The 16,422-nt window shown below is 64.0% G+C and carries 13 protein-coding genes; 11 read left to right on the top strand and 2 right to left on the bottom strand.

Annotated features, from left to right (window positions below):
- Nucleotides 1-4: 4 nt before the first annotated feature.
- The 4 genes from QRM57_RS07830 (at nucleotide 5) to QRM57_RS07815 (ending at nucleotide 6,442) form a co-directional block, all read left to right on the top strand.
- Nucleotides 5-805: a purine-nucleoside phosphorylase gene (locus QRM57_RS07830; RefSeq protein ID WP_235519456.1), complete on the top strand. Its 801-nt coding sequence runs from the start codon at nucleotides 5-7 to the stop codon at nucleotides 803-805.
- A 476-nt stretch (nucleotides 806-1,281) separates the two neighbouring features.
- Complete coding sequence (locus tag QRM57_RS07825; RefSeq protein ID WP_257368580.1) at nucleotides 1,282-2,883, top strand: glycoside hydrolase family 68 protein; 1,602 nt, start codon at nucleotides 1,282-1,284, stop codon at nucleotides 2,881-2,883.
- Between the two features lie 85 nt (nucleotides 2,884-2,968).
- On the top strand, nucleotides 2,969-4,597 hold the full coding sequence (locus QRM57_RS07820) for a glycoside hydrolase family 32 protein (RefSeq protein WP_284986169.1): 1,629 nt from the start codon (nucleotides 2,969-2,971) through the stop codon (nucleotides 4,595-4,597).
- 99 nt (nucleotides 4,598-4,696) lie between these two features.
- Nucleotides 4,697-6,442, top strand: a complete 1,746-nt coding sequence (locus QRM57_RS07815) for a phospho-sugar mutase (protein WP_284986168.1) — start codon at nucleotides 4,697-4,699, stop codon at nucleotides 6,440-6,442.
- A gap of 5 nt (nucleotides 6,443-6,447) precedes the next feature.
- Here QRM57_RS07815 and nirD read toward each other — a convergent pair whose 3' ends face one another.
- Nucleotides 6,448-6,822 carry a nitrite reductase small subunit NirD gene (gene nirD / locus QRM57_RS07810; protein ID WP_284986167.1) on the bottom strand — a complete coding sequence of 125 codons (375 nt, stop codon included), beginning with the start codon at nucleotides 6,820-6,822 and terminating at the stop codon, nucleotides 6,448-6,450.
- 282 nt (nucleotides 6,823-7,104) lie between these two features.
- Here nirD and nirB point away from each other — a divergent pair, with 282 nt between their 5' ends.
- The 3 genes from nirB to QRM57_RS07795 are packed head-to-tail and all read left to right on the top strand — an operon-like array spanning nucleotide 7,105 to nucleotide 11,949.
- Nucleotides 7,105-9,735, top strand: a complete 2,631-nt coding sequence (gene nirB / locus QRM57_RS07805) for a nitrite reductase large subunit NirB (protein ID WP_284986166.1) — start codon at nucleotides 7,105-7,107, stop codon at nucleotides 9,733-9,735.
- A 9-nt stretch (nucleotides 9,736-9,744) separates the two neighbouring features.
- On the top strand, nucleotides 9,745-10,779 hold the full coding sequence (gene cobA / locus QRM57_RS07800) for a uroporphyrinogen-III C-methyltransferase (protein WP_284986165.1): 1,035 nt from the start codon (nucleotides 9,745-9,747) through the stop codon (nucleotides 10,777-10,779).
- 12 nt (nucleotides 10,780-10,791) lie between these two features.
- Nucleotides 10,792-11,949: a uroporphyrinogen-III synthase gene (locus tag QRM57_RS07795; RefSeq protein ID WP_235519442.1), complete on the top strand. Its 1,158-nt coding sequence runs from the start codon at nucleotides 10,792-10,794 to the stop codon at nucleotides 11,947-11,949.
- A gap of 13 nt (nucleotides 11,950-11,962) precedes the next feature.
- On the opposite strand, the gene QRM57_RS07790 is transcribed toward QRM57_RS07795, so the two are convergent.
- The gene (locus QRM57_RS07790; RefSeq protein WP_284986163.1) at nucleotides 11,963-13,261 is read right to left on the bottom strand and encodes a Y-family DNA polymerase; all 1,299 of its coding nucleotides are present in this window, start codon (nucleotides 13,259-13,261) and stop codon (nucleotides 11,963-11,965) included.
- 225 nt (nucleotides 13,262-13,486) lie between these two features.
- Here QRM57_RS07790 and QRM57_RS07785 point away from each other — a divergent pair, with 225 nt between their 5' ends.
- From QRM57_RS07785 to QRM57_RS07770, 4 genes are read left to right on the top strand one after another with little or no spacing between them, the layout of a single operon-like run.
- Nucleotides 13,487-13,837 carry an ArsR/SmtB family transcription factor gene (locus QRM57_RS07785; RefSeq protein WP_284986162.1) on the top strand — a complete coding sequence of 117 codons (351 nt, stop codon included), beginning with the start codon at nucleotides 13,487-13,489 and terminating at the stop codon, nucleotides 13,835-13,837.
- Nucleotides 13,834-14,544 carry an aquaporin gene (locus QRM57_RS07780; protein ID WP_284986161.1) on the top strand — a complete coding sequence of 237 codons (711 nt, stop codon included), beginning with the start codon at nucleotides 13,834-13,836 and terminating at the stop codon, nucleotides 14,542-14,544. The genes QRM57_RS07785 and QRM57_RS07780 overlap by 4 nt, the downstream gene beginning before the upstream one ends.
- Nucleotides 14,541-14,957, top strand: a complete 417-nt coding sequence (locus QRM57_RS07775) for an arsenate reductase ArsC (protein WP_284986160.1) — start codon at nucleotides 14,541-14,543, stop codon at nucleotides 14,955-14,957. Before QRM57_RS07780 ends, QRM57_RS07775 begins: the two co-directional genes overlap by 4 nt.
- Nucleotides 14,954-16,321 (top strand): FAD-dependent oxidoreductase, encoded by a 1,368-nt coding sequence (locus tag QRM57_RS07770; RefSeq protein WP_284986159.1) that lies wholly within the window; start codon nucleotides 14,954-14,956, stop codon nucleotides 16,319-16,321. The genes QRM57_RS07775 and QRM57_RS07770 overlap by 4 nt, the downstream gene beginning before the upstream one ends.
- The last annotated feature ends 101 nt before the right edge of the window (nucleotides 16,322-16,422 follow it).

Below are 16,422 nucleotides of genomic sequence, written 5' to 3'. Positions count from 1 at the left end.
GCTGATGAACACAGACCCCTTCGAAGCCGCCCAGGCCGCCGCAGACTTCATTGCAGCGGAAACCGGCATCGAGTCCCACGATGTTGCACTGGTGCTGGGATCCGGCTGGGCCGAGGCCGCCGATCTAATCGGCGAGACCACCGCGACCCTTAACGCCTCGGAGGTGCCCGGCTTCCACAAACCCGCTGTGGTGGGCCACGTTGGCACCATCCGCTCCGTCCTGACCAAGGAGGGCAAGCGGGCCTTGGTGCTTGGCGCGAGGACGCACTACTACGAAGGCAGGGGCGTCCGGTCGGTAGTCCACGGTGTCCGCACGGCTGCGGCCGCAGGGTGCAAGACACTGGTCCTCACCAACGGCTGTGGCGGCCTCAACGAGGACTGGACGCCGGGGACACCCGTGCTCATCAGCGACCACATCAACCTGACTGCGACCTCACCGCTTGAGGGCGCTACGTTCGTTGACCTCACCGACCTCTACTCTTCGCGGATCCGCGGCCTGGCCCGTGAAGTGGATCCATCCCTGCAGGAGGGTGTGTACGCGCAGTTCACCGGGCCGCACTACGAAACCCCGGCGGAAGTCCAGTACGCCAAGCGCATCGGCGCGGACCTTGTAGGCATGTCCACCGCTTTGGAAGCGATCGCCGGCCGCCACGCGGGCATGGAAGTCTTCGGGATCTCGCTGGTCACCAACCTCGCAGCCGGCATCAGCCCCGTTCCCTTGAGCCACGCCGAAGTCCTCGAAGCCGGCCAGGCCGCGGGCAAGCGGATCTCCAAGCTGCTGGCGGAGATTATCGCGAAGCTCTAGTAGCTCCCTGCGTCAGTCACATGCGTGGTCACCGTCCGGTGGCCACGCATTGCTGCTTTAAGGCTGCGTTTATTGGTGCGCGCTAACAATTCTTCCGGCACGTAAACACACAGTAAATTCTCAGAATAAATAAGATTTATGCCGAAACATTTGACCCGCTTCCCGCGGATATGCCACGCGCGCACGTTGACAATGTAAGCGCTTGCACATCTACCGGCGGGTAGCTTTTTGGGCCTCTGAAACGTCCTTTGATTTGCGACCTAACACGTGTCTAGCGTGGGAGCGTTCCGGTAAGTCGACGTGCCGGAGCGAACGGCAGCAAGTCCCCTCAAGGCCTTGCCGCACTCCCGAAACGATGGCGTCCTTCGATGACGCCTCCCGCGGCTCGATGGACGCCGGAGCAGGGAAACCCCATACCGGGGATCAGGGCATGCGCCCCACTCCACGAAGTCCAACACTCCGCGAGAAGAGCAAGCATGAACACGCACTCAACCCCTCAACGGCCACGCCGCCGTCTGCGACGGGCAGTAGCCGTCGCAGCGGCAGCCAGCGTGGCAGGCAGCATCCTGCTGCTCACGCCGGCTGCGCAGGCCAACCTGCCGGCCGACCCGCCGTCGAGCACCATGCCGGCGCCAACGCCCGGCTTCCCCCTGCCGAGCCTGCACACGCAACAGGCCTACGACCCCGCCGCGAACTTCACCTCCAAGTGGACGCGAGCCGACGCCAAACAGATCATGGCCCAGAGCAACCCCAACGTTGCGCCCGGACAGAACTCCATGAGCCCCAACGTCACCATGCCGGAAATCCCCAAGGACTTCCCCGCCATGAACGACGACGTCTGGGTCTGGGACACCTGGTCCTTGACGGACGAGAACGCGAACCAGATCAGCTACAAGGGCTGGGACGTAATCTTCGCCCTCGTCGCCGACCGCCACGCAGGCTACGGCTTCGACCAGCGTCACTGGAACGCCCGAATCGGCTACTTCTTCCGCAAGACCAACGCCGATCCCGCCAAGGACAAATGGAACTACGGCGGCCACCTGTTCCTGGACAACACCTCCATCGGCAACACGGAATGGTCCGGCTCCACGCGCCTCATGCAGGGCAACAAGATCAATGTGTTCTATACGGCCACCACGTTCTACGACGTCGCCGAGCGCAACGCAGGCGGCGGCGGGATTGCCCCGGATGCGGCCATCGCAAAAGCCCTTGGCACCATCCACGCCACCAAGGACGGCGTGACCTTCGATGGTTTCCAGCACACCAAGCTGCTTGAGCCGGACGGAAAGCTGTACCAGAACAAAGCCCAGAACCCGGGCTTCGCCTTCCGTGATCCCTACACGTTTGCGGACCCCGCACACCCCGGCAAGACCTTCATGGTGTTCGAAGGCAACACCGGTGGCACCCGCGGCTCCTACAAGTGCAAGCAGGAAGACCTGGGCTACCGTCCGGGCGATCCGCACTCTGAGACAGTGGACCAGGTCAACAGCACCACGGGCGCCTGGTACCAGACCGCCAACGTGGGCCTGGCTGTGGCTGACAACAAAGACCTGACAAAGTGGAGCTTCCTCCCGCCGGTCCTGTCCGCCAACTGCGTCAACGACCAGACCGAGCGTCCGCAGATCTTCATCCAGAACGAGAACGGCAAGAACAAGTACTACCTGTTCACCATCAGCCACCAGTTCACCTATGCCGACGGCATGCGCGGCCCCGACGGCGTGTACGGCTTCGTCGGCGACGGCGTTCGTTCGGACTACCAGCCGGTCAATAACAGCGGCTTGGCTTTGGGCTCCCCCACGGACCTGAACATGCCGGCCAACGCGCCGGAAGGACCGGATCCGCGCCAGAACGGGCGGCAATTCCAGGCCTACTCGCACTACGTCCAGCCGGGCGGCCTCGTCCAGTCGTTCATCGACAACGTCGATGGCGTACGCGGCGGTTCGCTCTCACCCACCGTGAAGATGAACTTCAAGGGTGGTGTGACCCAGGTTGACCGCAGCTTCGGCCAGAACGGCCTCGGCCCGTTCGGCTACCTGCCCACCAACGTCCGTGTTGGTGGCGAAGGCCTCTACAAGTAACACCCCCGGCCGTCAGGCCACGGCGGGGGTGCCGGCCCCACACGTGCCGGCACCCCCGCCACCCCAACCTTTCAGGATTCTCCCCATGACTCTCCCCAACCCCCACCTGTCCCGCCGCCACCTGCTGGCCGCAAGTGCCGCCGTCGTGGTTGGTTTTTCGGCCGCTGCCTGCACACCGGATGAAAGCCCGACGCCGACCCCCACCGTCGCGGGTACCGCACCTACCGCTTCGGACCCCTGGCGGCCGGGCGCCCATCTGACAGCCGCGAAGAACTGGCTCAACGACCCCAATGGGCTGGTCTACCACGATGGGACGTACCACGCCTTCTACCAGCACAATCCGCGCGGAAACTCATGGGGGAACATGTCCTGGGGCCACTCCACCAGCACCGACCTGGTGCACTGGGAACAACAGCCGGTAGCCATGGAAGCCAGCCCGGAAGAAGAAGTCTTTTCCGGCTGTATCGTGGTGGACACCAAGAACGCGTCCGGCCTCGGGTCCGCTGAAAACCCGCCCATGGTGGCCCTTTATACGAGCGCTTATGGAAAGAACGGCGCACTCCCCCAAGGCGCGCAGGCCCAGTCGGTTGCATTCAGCCTGGACAAGGGCACCACGTGGGAAAAGTACCGTGGCAACCCGGTGCTGAACCTCGCTCCCACCAACAACAACTTCCGCGATCCCAAGATCACCTGGTACGAGCCGGGCCACTACTGGGTGATGACCACAGTGGTGGCCGACGCCCAAGTGGTGAAGATGTTCAAATCCACCGATCTTCTCCACTGGGATTTCCTCAGCGATTTCTCCGGAGCCGGAGCCCAGGGCGGCCTGTGGGAGGTTCCGGAACTCATCGAAATGGCCCTGGAAGACTCCACGGCGAAGAAATGGGTCATGCTGTTGAGCATCAACCCCGGGGGCATCGCGGGCGGGTCGGGCATGCAGTATTTTGTGGGCGAATTCGACGGAACACGGTTCACGGCGGAAAATGCCGCCGCCCCTGACGCCCCGCCCACCGATTCGCAGTGGCTGGATTACGGCGCTGACTACTACGCGGCGAACTCCATTTCCAGTGCACCCGGCGGCAAGCCCGTGCTGCTGGGCTGGATGGGCAACTGGGACTACGCCCAGCATGTTCCCACCACTCCATGGCGCGGATCCATGGCGATCCCGCGCGAACTGACACTGGTGCGCGGCGAGCGCCGTTTGGAGCTGCGATCGGCCATTGCCACTGCTGCACGGGAGGCCCTTGAACGCGCTGGCAGTGTCGTCCAAGGCAAAAACCTCACCGTCGGCTCCGGGCTGCAGCACCTGGACGGCGATTTCACCGCCCGGGCGCAACTGCTCGAGGTGGAGATGGAGCTGACATCGGCCCGCGAGGCAGGCGTGAACCTCCGTGCATCAGCCGACGGAAAATCAGCCCTGCGGATCACTTACGCCAAGGACACCCGCACGGTGAAGGTAGACCGTTCGAACGCCGGAACCACCAACTTTTCCGAGAAGTTCAGCCCGTACCACCAGGCCACGCTGCCTCCCTCCCATAACGATGCCAAGGTCCGCCTCCAGATTCTCCTGGATTCCTCATCCGTGGAAGTCTTCGCCGGGGACGGCGCCATCGTCATCTCGGACACCTTCTTCCCTGACTGGGACGACACGGGAACCTCGGTGTTCAGCACGGACGGGGACACGCAGTTTACGGTGCAAACGCGTCAGTTTTAGCGCCGAGGGGCGGGATTTCACCCTTTACGACCCTTCTTAAGGGCGTTATCCCACCCCTCGTTGCGCCCTGTTCCTCCATTTGAGGATAGTTTTGTCCCTATGACATCCAACGATGCCGCCTTTGAACAGCTGATCACCGACGCCCGCCTGTGGGCCTCCCAAGACCCGGACCCGGCAACGTCCGCCGAGCTCACCGAGCTCATGGAACTCGCCGGCAGCGGCGATGCCGCAGCAATCCAGGAACTGGGCGACAGCTTCAACGGCACCCTGCAATTCGGCACTGCCGGCCTTCGCGCAGCCCTCGGTCCCGGACCCAACCGGATGAACCGCGTGGTGGTGCGCCGGGCAGCAGCAGGTTTGGCAGCCTTCCTCACGGAAACGGTCGAGGCGGCTTCTCCCGGAACGCGGCCCCGCGCCGTCGTCGGCTTCGACGCACGCTACAACTCGGACATCTTTGCCCAGGAAACCGCCGCGATCTTCACCGCGGCAGGCATCGAAACGTTCCTCATGCCGGCGGCACTTCCGACGCCGTTGCTCGCCTACGCGGTCAGGAACCTCGATTGCGACGGCGGCGTGATGGTCACCGCCAGCCACAACCCGCCACAGGACAACGGATACAAGGTCTACCTTGGCCGGCACGCCGTGTCCGAAAGCGGCCGCGGCTCCCAGATCGTAGCCCCCTACGACGCTGAAATCGCGGAAAAGATCCAGGCAGTGGGCGCATTGGAATCGATCGAACTTGCCGACGGCGGCTGGACGGTCCTGCCCACCTCCATCGCATCCGACTACGAGTCGGCCATGGCCAGCCTGGTGGACCGCAAACACTTCCCCGCCCGGGACCTCAAAATTGTTTTGACCCCCATGCACGGCGTCGGCGGCGAAACGGCCGTTTCTGTCCTGAACGCAGCCGGATTCACCGATGTGACCCTCGTGGCCGAACAGGCAGAGCCTGACCCGGACTTCCCCACGGTCGCCTTCCCTAACCCGGAAGAACCCGGTGCCTTGGACCTGGCTCTCGCGGCAGCCGCGGAATCAGGGGCGGACATCGTTCTGGCCAACGATCCCGACGCCGATCGGGCCGCGGTTGCTGCCCTGGACCCGGACACAGGGGCATGGCGGATGCTGCGCGGCGACGAGGTAGGTGCCCTTCTGGGCGCTCATGTCGTGGCGCGTTTGACCGCCAGCGCCGGCGACGAGCCGCACACCGGAGTCTTCGCCAACTCGATCGTTTCCTCGCGGCTGCTCTCACGTATTGCCGCTGCGGCGGGGTACGCGCACGAGGAAACGCTCACGGGCTTCAAATGGATTTCACGCGTTCCAGGACTCATCTACGGGTACGAAGAGGCGCTGGGCTACTGTGTGGCCCCTGGGCTGGTGCGCGACAAGGACGGCATCTCGGCGGCAGTGCTGATCGCTGAATTTGCGGCAGCTGCCAAGGCCGAGGGCCGGACGATCTTCGACACACTGGACGATCTTTACCTGGTGCACGGCCTGCACGCGAGTGACCAGCTGAGCATTCGGGTGGCGGACCTGGGCCTGCTGGACGCCATGATGAACCGCTTGCGGGTCAACCCGCCCGAAGCTTTCGGGGGCTCCGCCGTCGAGGTCTTCACTGACCTGGCGGAAGGAAGCGACGCACTGCCTCCCACGGACGGGCTGCTGTACCTGACCCGCGACCTCACCCGCGTGATCATCCGGCCCAGTGGTACGGAACCGAAGCTGAAGTGCTACCTGGAAGTCATCCAGGCGGTGGAATCCGCAGCGGAACTTCCCGCTGCGCGCCAAGCAGCGCGGACATCCTTGGACGAGGTCCTCGGGGACGTCCGCGAAGCGCTGGGCTTGTAAAACTCCTAGAGCTCAACCTCGATGAAGCCGTCCACCAAACGGGTGCGGAAAGCGTCGAGGCGGAGGTCGGGGTTGGTGAAGCACTCACCGGTTTCGAGGTCGTAGACCTCTTTGTGCAGGGGCGAGGCGATGGTCGGGCGGCTTCCCTTGGACCCGATGATGCCACGCGCCATAACGTTCGCGAGGGTCGCCGGGTCCTGCTGGGCAACAGCGAAGACCTCGGTGGGCGCGGTACGGAACAGCGCAATCTGGCGACCGCCGATCAACGCAGCCTCGCCCCAGGCCAGTTCGAGCTCGTCCACCGGGCAAACACGCTGCCACGTAGCTGCGGCGCGCAGGTCACGCTCAAGAATGTCGGTAACGTCCAGAATTACGGTCATGTCAGCCCCTCTCACTGTGTCCGGGTGTTGGCAGTCTCCGCCGTCACTCCCCCGGACAGGGCCGCGCTTGCGGCCACTCCTCCACGCTAAAACCCGGGTGTTTCATCAGGGGGCGCGGATTGTGTCCACTTCGTAAAAGAGACCTCACACCCGAGGAAATGTCCTCGTGATGCAGAAGTTAAGATCACGAAACAAACGGGAAACTGAAGCGAAACTGCCCGTCCCTAGGCTGGAACCACAAGTTGCGACAGATCCGTTGGCAACATCTGCGAAAGGCCCACAGTGACCGGACACACTTCAAGTACAGAGAACCCGCGCCGCATCGTCGTCGTCGGCGGCGGCCCCGCCGCGCACCGCTTTGTTGATGCCATGTTCAACCGCGGACTTGAAGGTTGGCAGGTTACGGTGCTGACCGAAGAGGCCCACCTCCCCTACGACCGCGTGGCATTGAGTAAGGCGCTCACCGAAACCGGCGTGGACCTCACCCTGGGTGACGCTTCCATGTGGGAGCACCCGGCAATCACCCTCAAGACCGGCGAGCGCGCCGTCAAGATCGACTCCGCGGCCAAGAGCGTCCTCACTGCTGCCGGCAACAAGTACGAATACGACCACCTGGTGGTCGCCTCGGGTTCGGATGCCGCCCGTCTTCCCATCCCCGGCGCCGAGCACACCCACGTTTACCGGACGCTCGAAGACGTATGGGCCATCAACCAGGCCATAGCCGGGCTGACGGAGAAGCTGGGACGCAAAGTCAACGCCGTCACCATCGGTGGTGGCCTGCTGGGGCTTGAATCCGCAGCCGGCACCGAACAACTGGGAGCTACCCCGGTTGTCATCAACGGCTCACCCTGGCTCATGAACACCCAGTTGGACGAAGGCGCAGGACAGGCCCTTGGCCGGCTCATCGAAGCCAAGGGCTTCACGGTCCACGGTGGCGTCTTCCCCTCCGAGGTGGTTACGGACGACGACGGTATTGTCACCGGAGTCCTCATGGCCGACGGCCGCACCATCGCAGCCGACATCGTGATCGTAGCCATCGGCGTCAGGCCCCGCGATGATCTCTTCCGCGCTGCGGAGGGCGAAGAGCAACTCTTCAGCCTGGGCCAGCGTGGCGGTGTGGTGATCAACGATTTCTGCGCCACGGAGGTGGACGGCATCTGGGCCATCGGTGAAGTAGCCAACTTTGGTGGCATGTGCCTGGGCCTCGTTGCTCCGGCCAACACCATGGCCGAGATTGTTGCCGACCGTCTGCACGGCGGAGAGGCCACATTCCCCGGTTTCGATACGGCCACCAAGCTCAAGCTCTCCGGTGTGGACGTGGCCAGCTTCGGTGACGCCTTCGCCAAGACAGAGCACTCCCTCGAAATCGTTTACGCCGACCCCGCCCGCGGTGTTTACCAGAAGATCGTCACCACCGACGATGCCAAGACCCTTCTGGGCGGCATCTTCGTGGGCGACGCCTCCCCGTACATGAGCCTGCGTCCCCTCCTTGGCCGCGAGCTCCCTGCAGAACCCGGCGCCTACCTGAGCGCGGCCGGCGGTGGAGAAGCCCCGGAAACCGAACTCCCGGACGATGCCATCCTCTGCTCCTGCAACAACGTGGCCGCCGGTGCCATCCGTGATGCCATTAATGGGTGCGGCGCCTGCGAAGGCAACGCTCCCGTACAAGAACTCGGCGAGCTGAAGGGCTGCACCCGTGCCGGAACCCAGTGCGGGTCCTGCGTTCCCATGCTGAAGAAGCTCCTGGAAGGCGAACTGACCAAGTCCGGCATCGAGGTCTCCAAGGCCCTCTGCGAGCACATCAGCCTTTCCCGCCAGGAGCTCTTCGATGCCATCCGTGTCCTGGAGCTCACGTCCTTCGAAGACATCATGGCCAAGTACGGCACGGGCGCCGGTTGCGACATCTGCAAGCCGACCATTGCCTCCATCCTGGCCAGCCAGCACTCCGCCTACGTCCTGGACGCCGGGCGTGGTTCCCTGCAGGACACCAACGACCGTGCCCTGGCGAACATGCAAAAGGACGGGACCTATTCGGTGGTTCCACGCATCGCCGGCGGTGAGATCACGCCCAAGGGACTGGGCGTCATCGCTGCGGTGGCTGAGAAGTACAACCTGTACACCAAGATCACTGGCGGCCAGCGCATCGATATGTTCGGAGCGCGCCTTGAGCAACTGCCGGACATCTGGAAGGAACTGGTTGATGCCGGCTTCGAATCGGGCCAGGCTTACGGCAAGAGCCTCCGTACCGTGAAGTCCTGTGTCGGCTCCACGTGGTGCCGCTTCGGTGTCCAGGATTCCGTGGCCATGGCGATCGCTTTGGAGCTGCGCTACCGCGGTCTTCGCAGCCCGCACAAGTTGAAAATGGGCGTTTCCGGTTGCGCCCGCGAGTGTGCAGAAGCGCGTGGCAAGGACGTCGGCGTGATCGCGACCGCCGACGGCTGGAACCTTTACGTGGGCGGGAACGGAGGCGCCACGCCGGCTCACGCCAAGCTCCTCGCCAAGGACCTGGATGATGAAACGCTGCTGAAGTACATCGACCGCTACCTGATGTACTACATCCGCACCGCCGATCGCCTGCAGCGCACTGCCCGGTGGCAGGAAGAGCTCGACGGCGACATCAAGCACGTCGAGGACGTTGTGGTACACGATTCCCTGGGCATCGCCGACGAGCTCGAAGCTGCCATGGCCAAACACATCGACACCTACGAGGACGAGTGGGCCGAGACCTTGAAGGATCCCGAGCGCCTCCGCAGGTTCCGTTCCTTCGTCAACGCCCCCGACCAGAAGGACGAGTCCATCTCCTTCGTTCCGGAGCGTGGCCAGATCCGTCCGGCCACCAACGAAGAAAAGGGCGGCGTGCTCATCGCTTCCACCATCCCGGTCCGCAGCGAAACCGTCAACGCAGAAAACTAGGGGTCCCCCATGCAGCTCACCATTGATCTCACCGGACGCGACGTCCTGGTTGCCGGCTCCGAAAAGTCTGCCCGCCAAGCAGTTCGCCGGTACCGGAACGCCGGAGCCCACGTGTCCCGGCTGAGCACACCCGAGGGTATCCCAGGTGACGGCCAACTCCCGGACCGTCCGTTCCTGGTGGCAGTGGTGGACGACGGCGAAGCCGGCTGGCTTCCGTTGGTGGAACGCTGCCGCGATGCCGGAATTCCAGTAGCGTTCGAGCCGGCCGCGGGCGCCGAAGGCAACGTCACGTTGGTGGGCGGTGGTCCGGGTGCCCTGGACCTGCTCACTGTCGGTGCCGTGGAGGCCCTGCGCGACGCCGACGTGGTGTTCTATGACCGGCTGGCGCCCTACCAGGAGTTGGCTGGCCTGACCTCCGCCGAGCTGGTGGACGTTGGGAAGCAGCCCGGCCTGCATAAGGTCACCCAGCGCGACATCGAGAAGCTCATGGTTGAAGCTGCCCTGCTTGGCCAAAACGTGGTCAGGCTCAAGGGTGGGGATCCCTACGTGTTCGGACGCGGCGGCGAAGAAGTGGCGGCGTGCGTTGCGGCGGGCGTGCCGGTGCGTGTCATCTCCGGCGTCACCAGCGCCATCTCCGTTCCGGCCGCAGCGGGGATTCCTGTGACGCACCGCGAAGTAAGCCACATGTTCACGGTTGTCTCCGGCCACGCTCCCCTGACCGAGAAAGAGCACACCCATCTTGCCGGTCTGGGAGGAACGATCGTGGTCCTCATGGGCATAGGCACCCTGCCCCAACTTGCCGCGGGACTTCGCCGGGCGGGGATGAGGCCGGACATGCCGATGGCCGTGGTGGAACGCGGGTACCGTCCGGGGCAGCGCACCACCATCGCCGAACTCGGTACGATCGAAACAGCAGCCACCGGTTGCAGTAACCCTGCCGTGCTGGTCATCGGCGAGGTGGTCAGGGTGGCTGAAGCCAACCGGAACCACGCCGAAGCATCCGCCGAACTGAGCCGACTCGCGGCTTCGCTCCTTGAAGCCTGAAGGTAAAAACACATGACTGTTGCACGTGCCATCGAAGTCCAGGAAGCCACCGCAGCTCCGGAAGTATCCGAGGCCGCAGATGCTCCGCTGGACGGATTCCGCATTGGTGTTACCTCGCACCGCCGTTCCCGTGACCTCATCGAGGCACTGGAGCGTCGCGGGGCGAGTGTTCTGCACGCCCCCGCTTTGAAGATCGCCCCCGTGCAGGAAGACATGGTCCTCATCGAGGACACCCGGACCATCATCGCTGCCCGGCCGGATATCTGTATCGCCACCACCGCTTACGGTATGCGCCGTTGGTGCGAGGCCGCTGATTCCTTCGGCATCGGCGAACAGCTCCTGGAAACGTTGTCTGCCTGCCGCATGTTTGTCCGGGGGCCCAAAGCCCGCGGTGCCGTCCGCGCGGCTGGACTTGCCGACGTCGGCATCAGCAGCGACGAAACCACCGCAACCCTGGTGGACATGCTGTTGGCCGAAGGCGTGCGGGGAAAGACCGTGGCCGTGCAGTTGCATGGATACACCGATGTCCGCCAGTTGGAACGGCTCCGCATGTCCGGCGCCACCGTGCTGACCGTGACACCGTACCGCTGGGTCAAACCCGATGGCGAAGACAAACTGCCGCGCCTGATCGAAGCCGTGGTTGGCGGGAACCTGGATGTCCTCACGTTCACCAGCGCCCCTGCAGTGGATGCCATGTGGAGCACTGCGCATGAAATGGGTCTGTACCGGTCCCTCATCGAAGCCCTCAAGGGACCCGTGACGGTCGCAGCTGTTGGGCCCGTCACTGCGCAGCCACTGGTGGACGCCGGCCTCACGCCCCTGATTCCGGACAGGTACCGTATGGGTGCGCTGATCCGCCTTGTGACAGAGCACCTGTCCTTGAACCACGTCCGGCGGTTGGAGACCAAGAGCGCCACGATCGAGTTGCGGGGCCGCTGCTTGCGGGTCAACGGTGAGGTGGTGGATTTGGCTCCTGCACCCCTTCTGCTGCTGCGGGCGCTGCTCGGCGCTGGCGGGGCTGTCCTGTCCAGGGAAGCGCTCTCGGACCTGTTGGACCTGCGGGGATCCGTCCACGCCTTGGACATGACGGTCAGCAGGCTGCGCTCGTCGCTCCCGGACGGGAAGCTGGTGGAGACCGTCGTCAAACGGGGCTACCGGTTGCGGGCCTAGGCTTTCCGACACGCTACGCCGCCTTCACCAGGGGTAGTTCGTCCCAATGGGTGGTGTAGCGGGGGCTGAGCATGTCCCTTTTCATGGACCAGTCCGGCCCGCCCTTGATTCCCGCATGGCCCAAGCCGATGGAACCGCGTCCGTACTTTTTGCTGACCTCTTCCAAGAGGCTGCCGATTCCCCGCTCCTCATGTGGGTTCTCGAAGATCTCCAAGGGTTTCTGGTTTCCACTGGGCCGCAGGTCCGTGACCATGATGCCGGCTTTGGCGTACCGCACGCCTTCCTGGATCCTGGGAACCAAGGCGTGCGCCGCCCGGGTGAGCAGGACCGGGTCCGAGGTGGGCATTGGCAGCTTGACGCTCACAGTGGGAAAAGACCTGTCATTCGGGTTGTAGACGGAGGTCTGGGCGAAGGCGGTCAGGAGTTTGGCCTGCAGATCATGCTTGGCCAACCTGGCACTGGCCATTTGCCCGTAAACGCTGAGCACCTGCCGCATCCCGGCCGCCGTGGTGATGGGAGTGGAAAAGGAACGGGAGAAGATCAGCTGGTCCCTGCCGATTCTTTCTTCTTCCATGGGAATGCAGGGGGTGCCCTGGAGTTCCAGGACCGTTCGCATCATGACGATCGAAAACTTGTCGCGCAGGGCAATGGGGTCGGCCCGGACCAGGTCCAGGATCGAGAAGATTCCCATGGCATTGAGGCGCTTGGTGAGCCGCGTGGCGACGCCCCAGATCTCGATCACTGAAAGCCTGGCCATAAGCGCTTCGCGTTGCTCTTCGGGAATCGAGTCCCAGCGGCACACCCCCTGGAACGCGGGGTTGTGCTTGGCCCACTTGTTGGCCAGCTTGGCCAGGGTCTTGGTCCGGGCGATTCCCACGCACACCGGAACCCCCACATGCTTTTGGCAGGCCATTTTGATGGTGCGCCCCAACTCCAGGAGTTCCCCGGGCTGCCCTTTGACGCCAAGGAACGCTTCATCGATGGAATAGACCTCCTGCCACGCCGAGAAGCGGGCAAGGAGTTCCATGACCCTCGAGCTGATGTCGCCGTAGAGCTCATAGTTGCTTGAGAGGGCAACCAAGCCCCATTCCTTGGCCCGCGGAGCGAGCTTGAACCAGGGATCTCCTAACCCGATGCCGAGCTTCTTGGCTTCCGGAGACCGAGTCACGGCGCAGCCGTCGTTATTCGAGAGGACTATGAGCGGCCTGCCCTCCAACGATGGGTTGAAGGCCCTCTCCGCCGACGCATAGAAGCAGTTGATATCCACATGGGCGATCTCCTGCATCCGATGCATGATTGCTGGCTTGGACATCGATCTCCTCCTGATCCGCGCTATCACGCACGCCCACGCAACCCGCGCAGGACACGCCTAGTATTCGAACATACTTTCGAATACTTAAACTGTAGCGTCGACCGCAGACAAGAAAGCTCCTCTGAGCAATCGAACGGCGGGGGATTCTGGCGTTCCCGCGCGCTGAGCGGGGCATGGACCGTCCTTGCTTTAAACATTGATGAGTGTAAATATTTACATGTGTCTATGTCTTTGGAATTGACCCCGGTTCAAACCGTCGCCTGCTGCTCGCCGTTGGCGCGCGAACCACTGTCGGAGAAAGAAGCAGAGGGTGTTGCGCCGTTGTTGAAGGCATTGGCCGATCCGGTGAGGTTACGCCTGATGTCATTGGTGGCCTCCCATGAGGGCGGCGAAGCGTGCGTCTGCGACCTGAACGATGCCTTCGAGTTGTCGCAGCCGACCATCAGCCACCATCTCAAAGTGCTGCACGAAGTAGGTTTGCTGGACCGGGAGAAGCGCGGCGTCTGGGTCTACTACAAGGCCCGCACCGAAGCGCTGCAGAACCTGGCGGCCCTGATCGGTGGACAGGCTCAGTGAACCCCTTGCTTGTCCGCCGCACCGGAGCGGAGTTCATTGGGACCGCGTTCCTCGTCATGGCCGTGGTCGGGTCCGGCGTGATGGCCTCCCGGCTGTCACCGAACGACGTCGGACTGCAGCTGCTGCAGAACAGCCTCGTCACCGGCGCGGCCCTGGTTGCGTTGATCCTGGCCCTGCAGCCGGTATCAGCCTCGTTCAACCCCATCGTCACCCTGGTTGAACGGTTCCTCCGCCTGGTCGACACCCGGACTGCCGCTCTTTTGGTTGCGGCGCAGATCGTGGGTGGTTTGGTCGGGACGGTCGCGGCGAACCTGATGTTCGGCCTGGCGCCAGCCACATTCTCCACCCATGAACGGAGCGGGCCTGGTCTCTGGCTGGCAGAGGTCATTGCCACAGCCGGGCTACTGGTCATCGTGTTCGGGACCATCCGTTCCGGACGCGCCGACCGGGTGGCTTTCGCCGTCGGGGGTTACATCACCGCCGCGTATTGGTTCACGTCTTCCACAAGCTTCGCCAACCCGTCGGTCACGATCGCCCGAACCATCACCGACACCTTCTCGGGGATCGCGCCCGCTTCCGCACCTGGTTTCGTCGCCGCCCAACTGGTCGGAGGCGCCTTCGGACTGGTCCTCGTCCGCTTCCTCTACCCCCAAACCACTGATGTTTCCCCGGCTGATGCCGCGGCTGACCGAAAGGTGCTCTCATGAGCGTCAAACCGTCCGTCTTGTTCGTCTGCGTCCACAACGCAGGACGCTCACAGATGGCTGCTGCCTTCCTGACCACCCTTGGCCAGGGCGCGATCGAGGTCCGCTCCGCTGGTTCACAACCCGCCGATCAGGTCAACCCCGCAGCGGTTGAGGCCATGGCCGAGATCGGGATCGACATGTCCGCCGAAATCCCCAAGATCCTCACCACCGAGGCCGTCAAGGGCTCCGACGTAGTCATCACCATGGGCTGCGGGGACGAATGCCCGTACTTCCCGGGGAAACGCTATGAAGACTGGGTCCTGGAAGACCCCGCCGGCAAAGGCGTCGAGTCCGTCCGGCCCATCCGTGACGAGATCAAAACCCGGGTCGAGGCACTCATTGCCTCCCTCACCCCGGCGGGAGCACAGCAGTGACAGAGCACGACTCCCTGCCCGTCGCGGTGATCGGCGCCGGGCCGGTCGGTCTGGCCGCGGCGGCGCACCTCCTCGAACGCGGGCTCGAACCCCTCGTCATCGAAGCCGGCCCCACCGTCGGTTCCGCCATCAAGGAGTGGGGCCACATCCGAGTCTTCTCCACCTGGAAATACAACCTCGATCCCGCAGCCGTCCGCCTCCTGGAACGCACCGGTTGGGAAGCACCCCGCCCGACCGCTCTGCCCTACGGCCACGAAATCGTCACCCAGTATCTTGAACCTTTGGCCGCAACCCATGACCTGGAGCAGAGGATCCATACCGGTTCCAAGGTCATCGCCGTTACACGGCAAGGGATGGACAAGGGCCACAGCCACGGCCGCGACCAGACATCTTTCGTCCTGTACGTTCAGCACGACGACGGCCATACGGCCGAGGTTGTGGCGCGGGCCGTCATCGACGCCTCCGGAACCTGGAACACCCCCGCACCGCTTGGCTCCAGCGGGCTCTCCGTTCCCGGGGAAAATGAAGCGCGCGCCACCGGGACCATCACCGGGCCCCTGCCTGATGTCACGAAAGGCCGTTTCGCTGGCCATCGGACCCTCGTCATCGGGTCCGGCCACTCGGCCGCGAACATGGTCCTGGACCTCGCTCGCCTCGCACGCACCAAACCCGGCACCGAAGTAGCGTGGGCCATCCGCGCCTCCACCCCTGACAGGGCTTACGGCGCCGGCAACGCTGACGAGCTCCCCGCCCGCGGCCAGCTTGGCACCCGCCTGCGCACCGCCGTCGAGACCGGGGGCGTGCAGCTCCTGACAAGCTTCAACACCCGCCGCATTGAAACTACCGATTCCGGCGCGGTGGTGGTGCACGCAGCGGACGGCCGGTTCATCGAGGTGGACCATGTCATTCCGGCGACCGGGTTCCGTCCGGACCTGGGCATCCTTTCCGAACTTCGGCTGGACCTGGACCCGGCGGTCGACGCCCCCAAAGCCTTGGGACCGTTGATCGATCCGGACTTCCACAGCTGCGGAACCGTCCCGCCCCACGGCGCAAGGCTTCTCGCCCACCCCGAGAAAGACTTCTACCTTGCAGGAATGAAGTCCTACGGCCGGGCACCGACCTTCCTCATGGCCACCGGCTACGAGCAAGTGCGCTCCATTGCAGCCGCCCTCGCCGGCGACACCGCAGCAGCGGACGCGCTGGAGCTTGAACTGCCCGAAACCGGTGTCTGCTCCACCAGCCTTCCCGCAGAGGGGCAAGACGCGGCGGATTCGTGCTGCGGATCCCCAGAACCTGTCCCGGTCACGATTGGTTTCCCTACCGGTCTGGTTCACGGACGCAGCGGGGAACCAGCCACACCATGACCAGCACCAACGACACGGGTTTACGGTCGTAGGCACCCGGCGAAGCATCGGACTCATGAGCTATGGGCCGGCGGCCGGATCCTGGAGGGACACCATCCTGC

Source organism: Arthrobacter sp. fls2-241-R2A-172, assembly GCF_030208885.1.
Taxonomy (GTDB): domain Bacteria; phylum Actinomycetota; class Actinomycetes; order Actinomycetales; family Micrococcaceae; genus Arthrobacter.
Note: the sequence above shows the minus strand (reverse complement) of the source record. Positions and strands in the feature narration are given on the sequence as shown.

Bases quoted from the DNA above. Each gene is read 5' to 3' on its own strand.
- QRM57_RS07830 (WP_235519456.1), top strand. From the start codon at position 5: ATGAACACAGACCCCTTCGAAGCCGCCCAGGCCGCCGCAGACTTCATT.
- QRM57_RS07825 (WP_257368580.1), top strand. From the start codon at position 1,282: ATGAACACGCACTCAACCCCTCAACGGCCACGCCGCCGTCTGCGACGG.
- QRM57_RS07820 (WP_284986169.1), top strand. From the start codon at position 2,969: ATGACTCTCCCCAACCCCCACCTGTCCCGCCGCCACCTGCTGGCCGCA.
- QRM57_RS07815 (WP_284986168.1), top strand. From the start codon at position 4,697: ATGACATCCAACGATGCCGCCTTTGAACAGCTGATCACCGACGCCCGC.
- nirD (WP_284986167.1), bottom strand. From the start codon at position 6,822: ATGACCGTAATTCTGGACGTTACCGACATTCTTGAGCGTGACCTGCGC.
- cobA (WP_284986165.1), top strand. From the start codon at position 9,745: ATGCAGCTCACCATTGATCTCACCGGACGCGACGTCCTGGTTGCCGGC.
- QRM57_RS07795 (WP_235519442.1), top strand. From the start codon at position 10,792: ATGACTGTTGCACGTGCCATCGAAGTCCAGGAAGCCACCGCAGCTCCG.
- QRM57_RS07790 (WP_284986163.1), bottom strand. From the start codon at position 13,261: ATGTCCAAGCCAGCAATCATGCATCGGATGCAGGAGATCGCCCATGTG.
- QRM57_RS07785 (WP_284986162.1), top strand. From the start codon at position 13,487: ATGTCTTTGGAATTGACCCCGGTTCAAACCGTCGCCTGCTGCTCGCCG.
- QRM57_RS07775 (WP_284986160.1), top strand. From the start codon at position 14,541: ATGAGCGTCAAACCGTCCGTCTTGTTCGTCTGCGTCCACAACGCAGGA.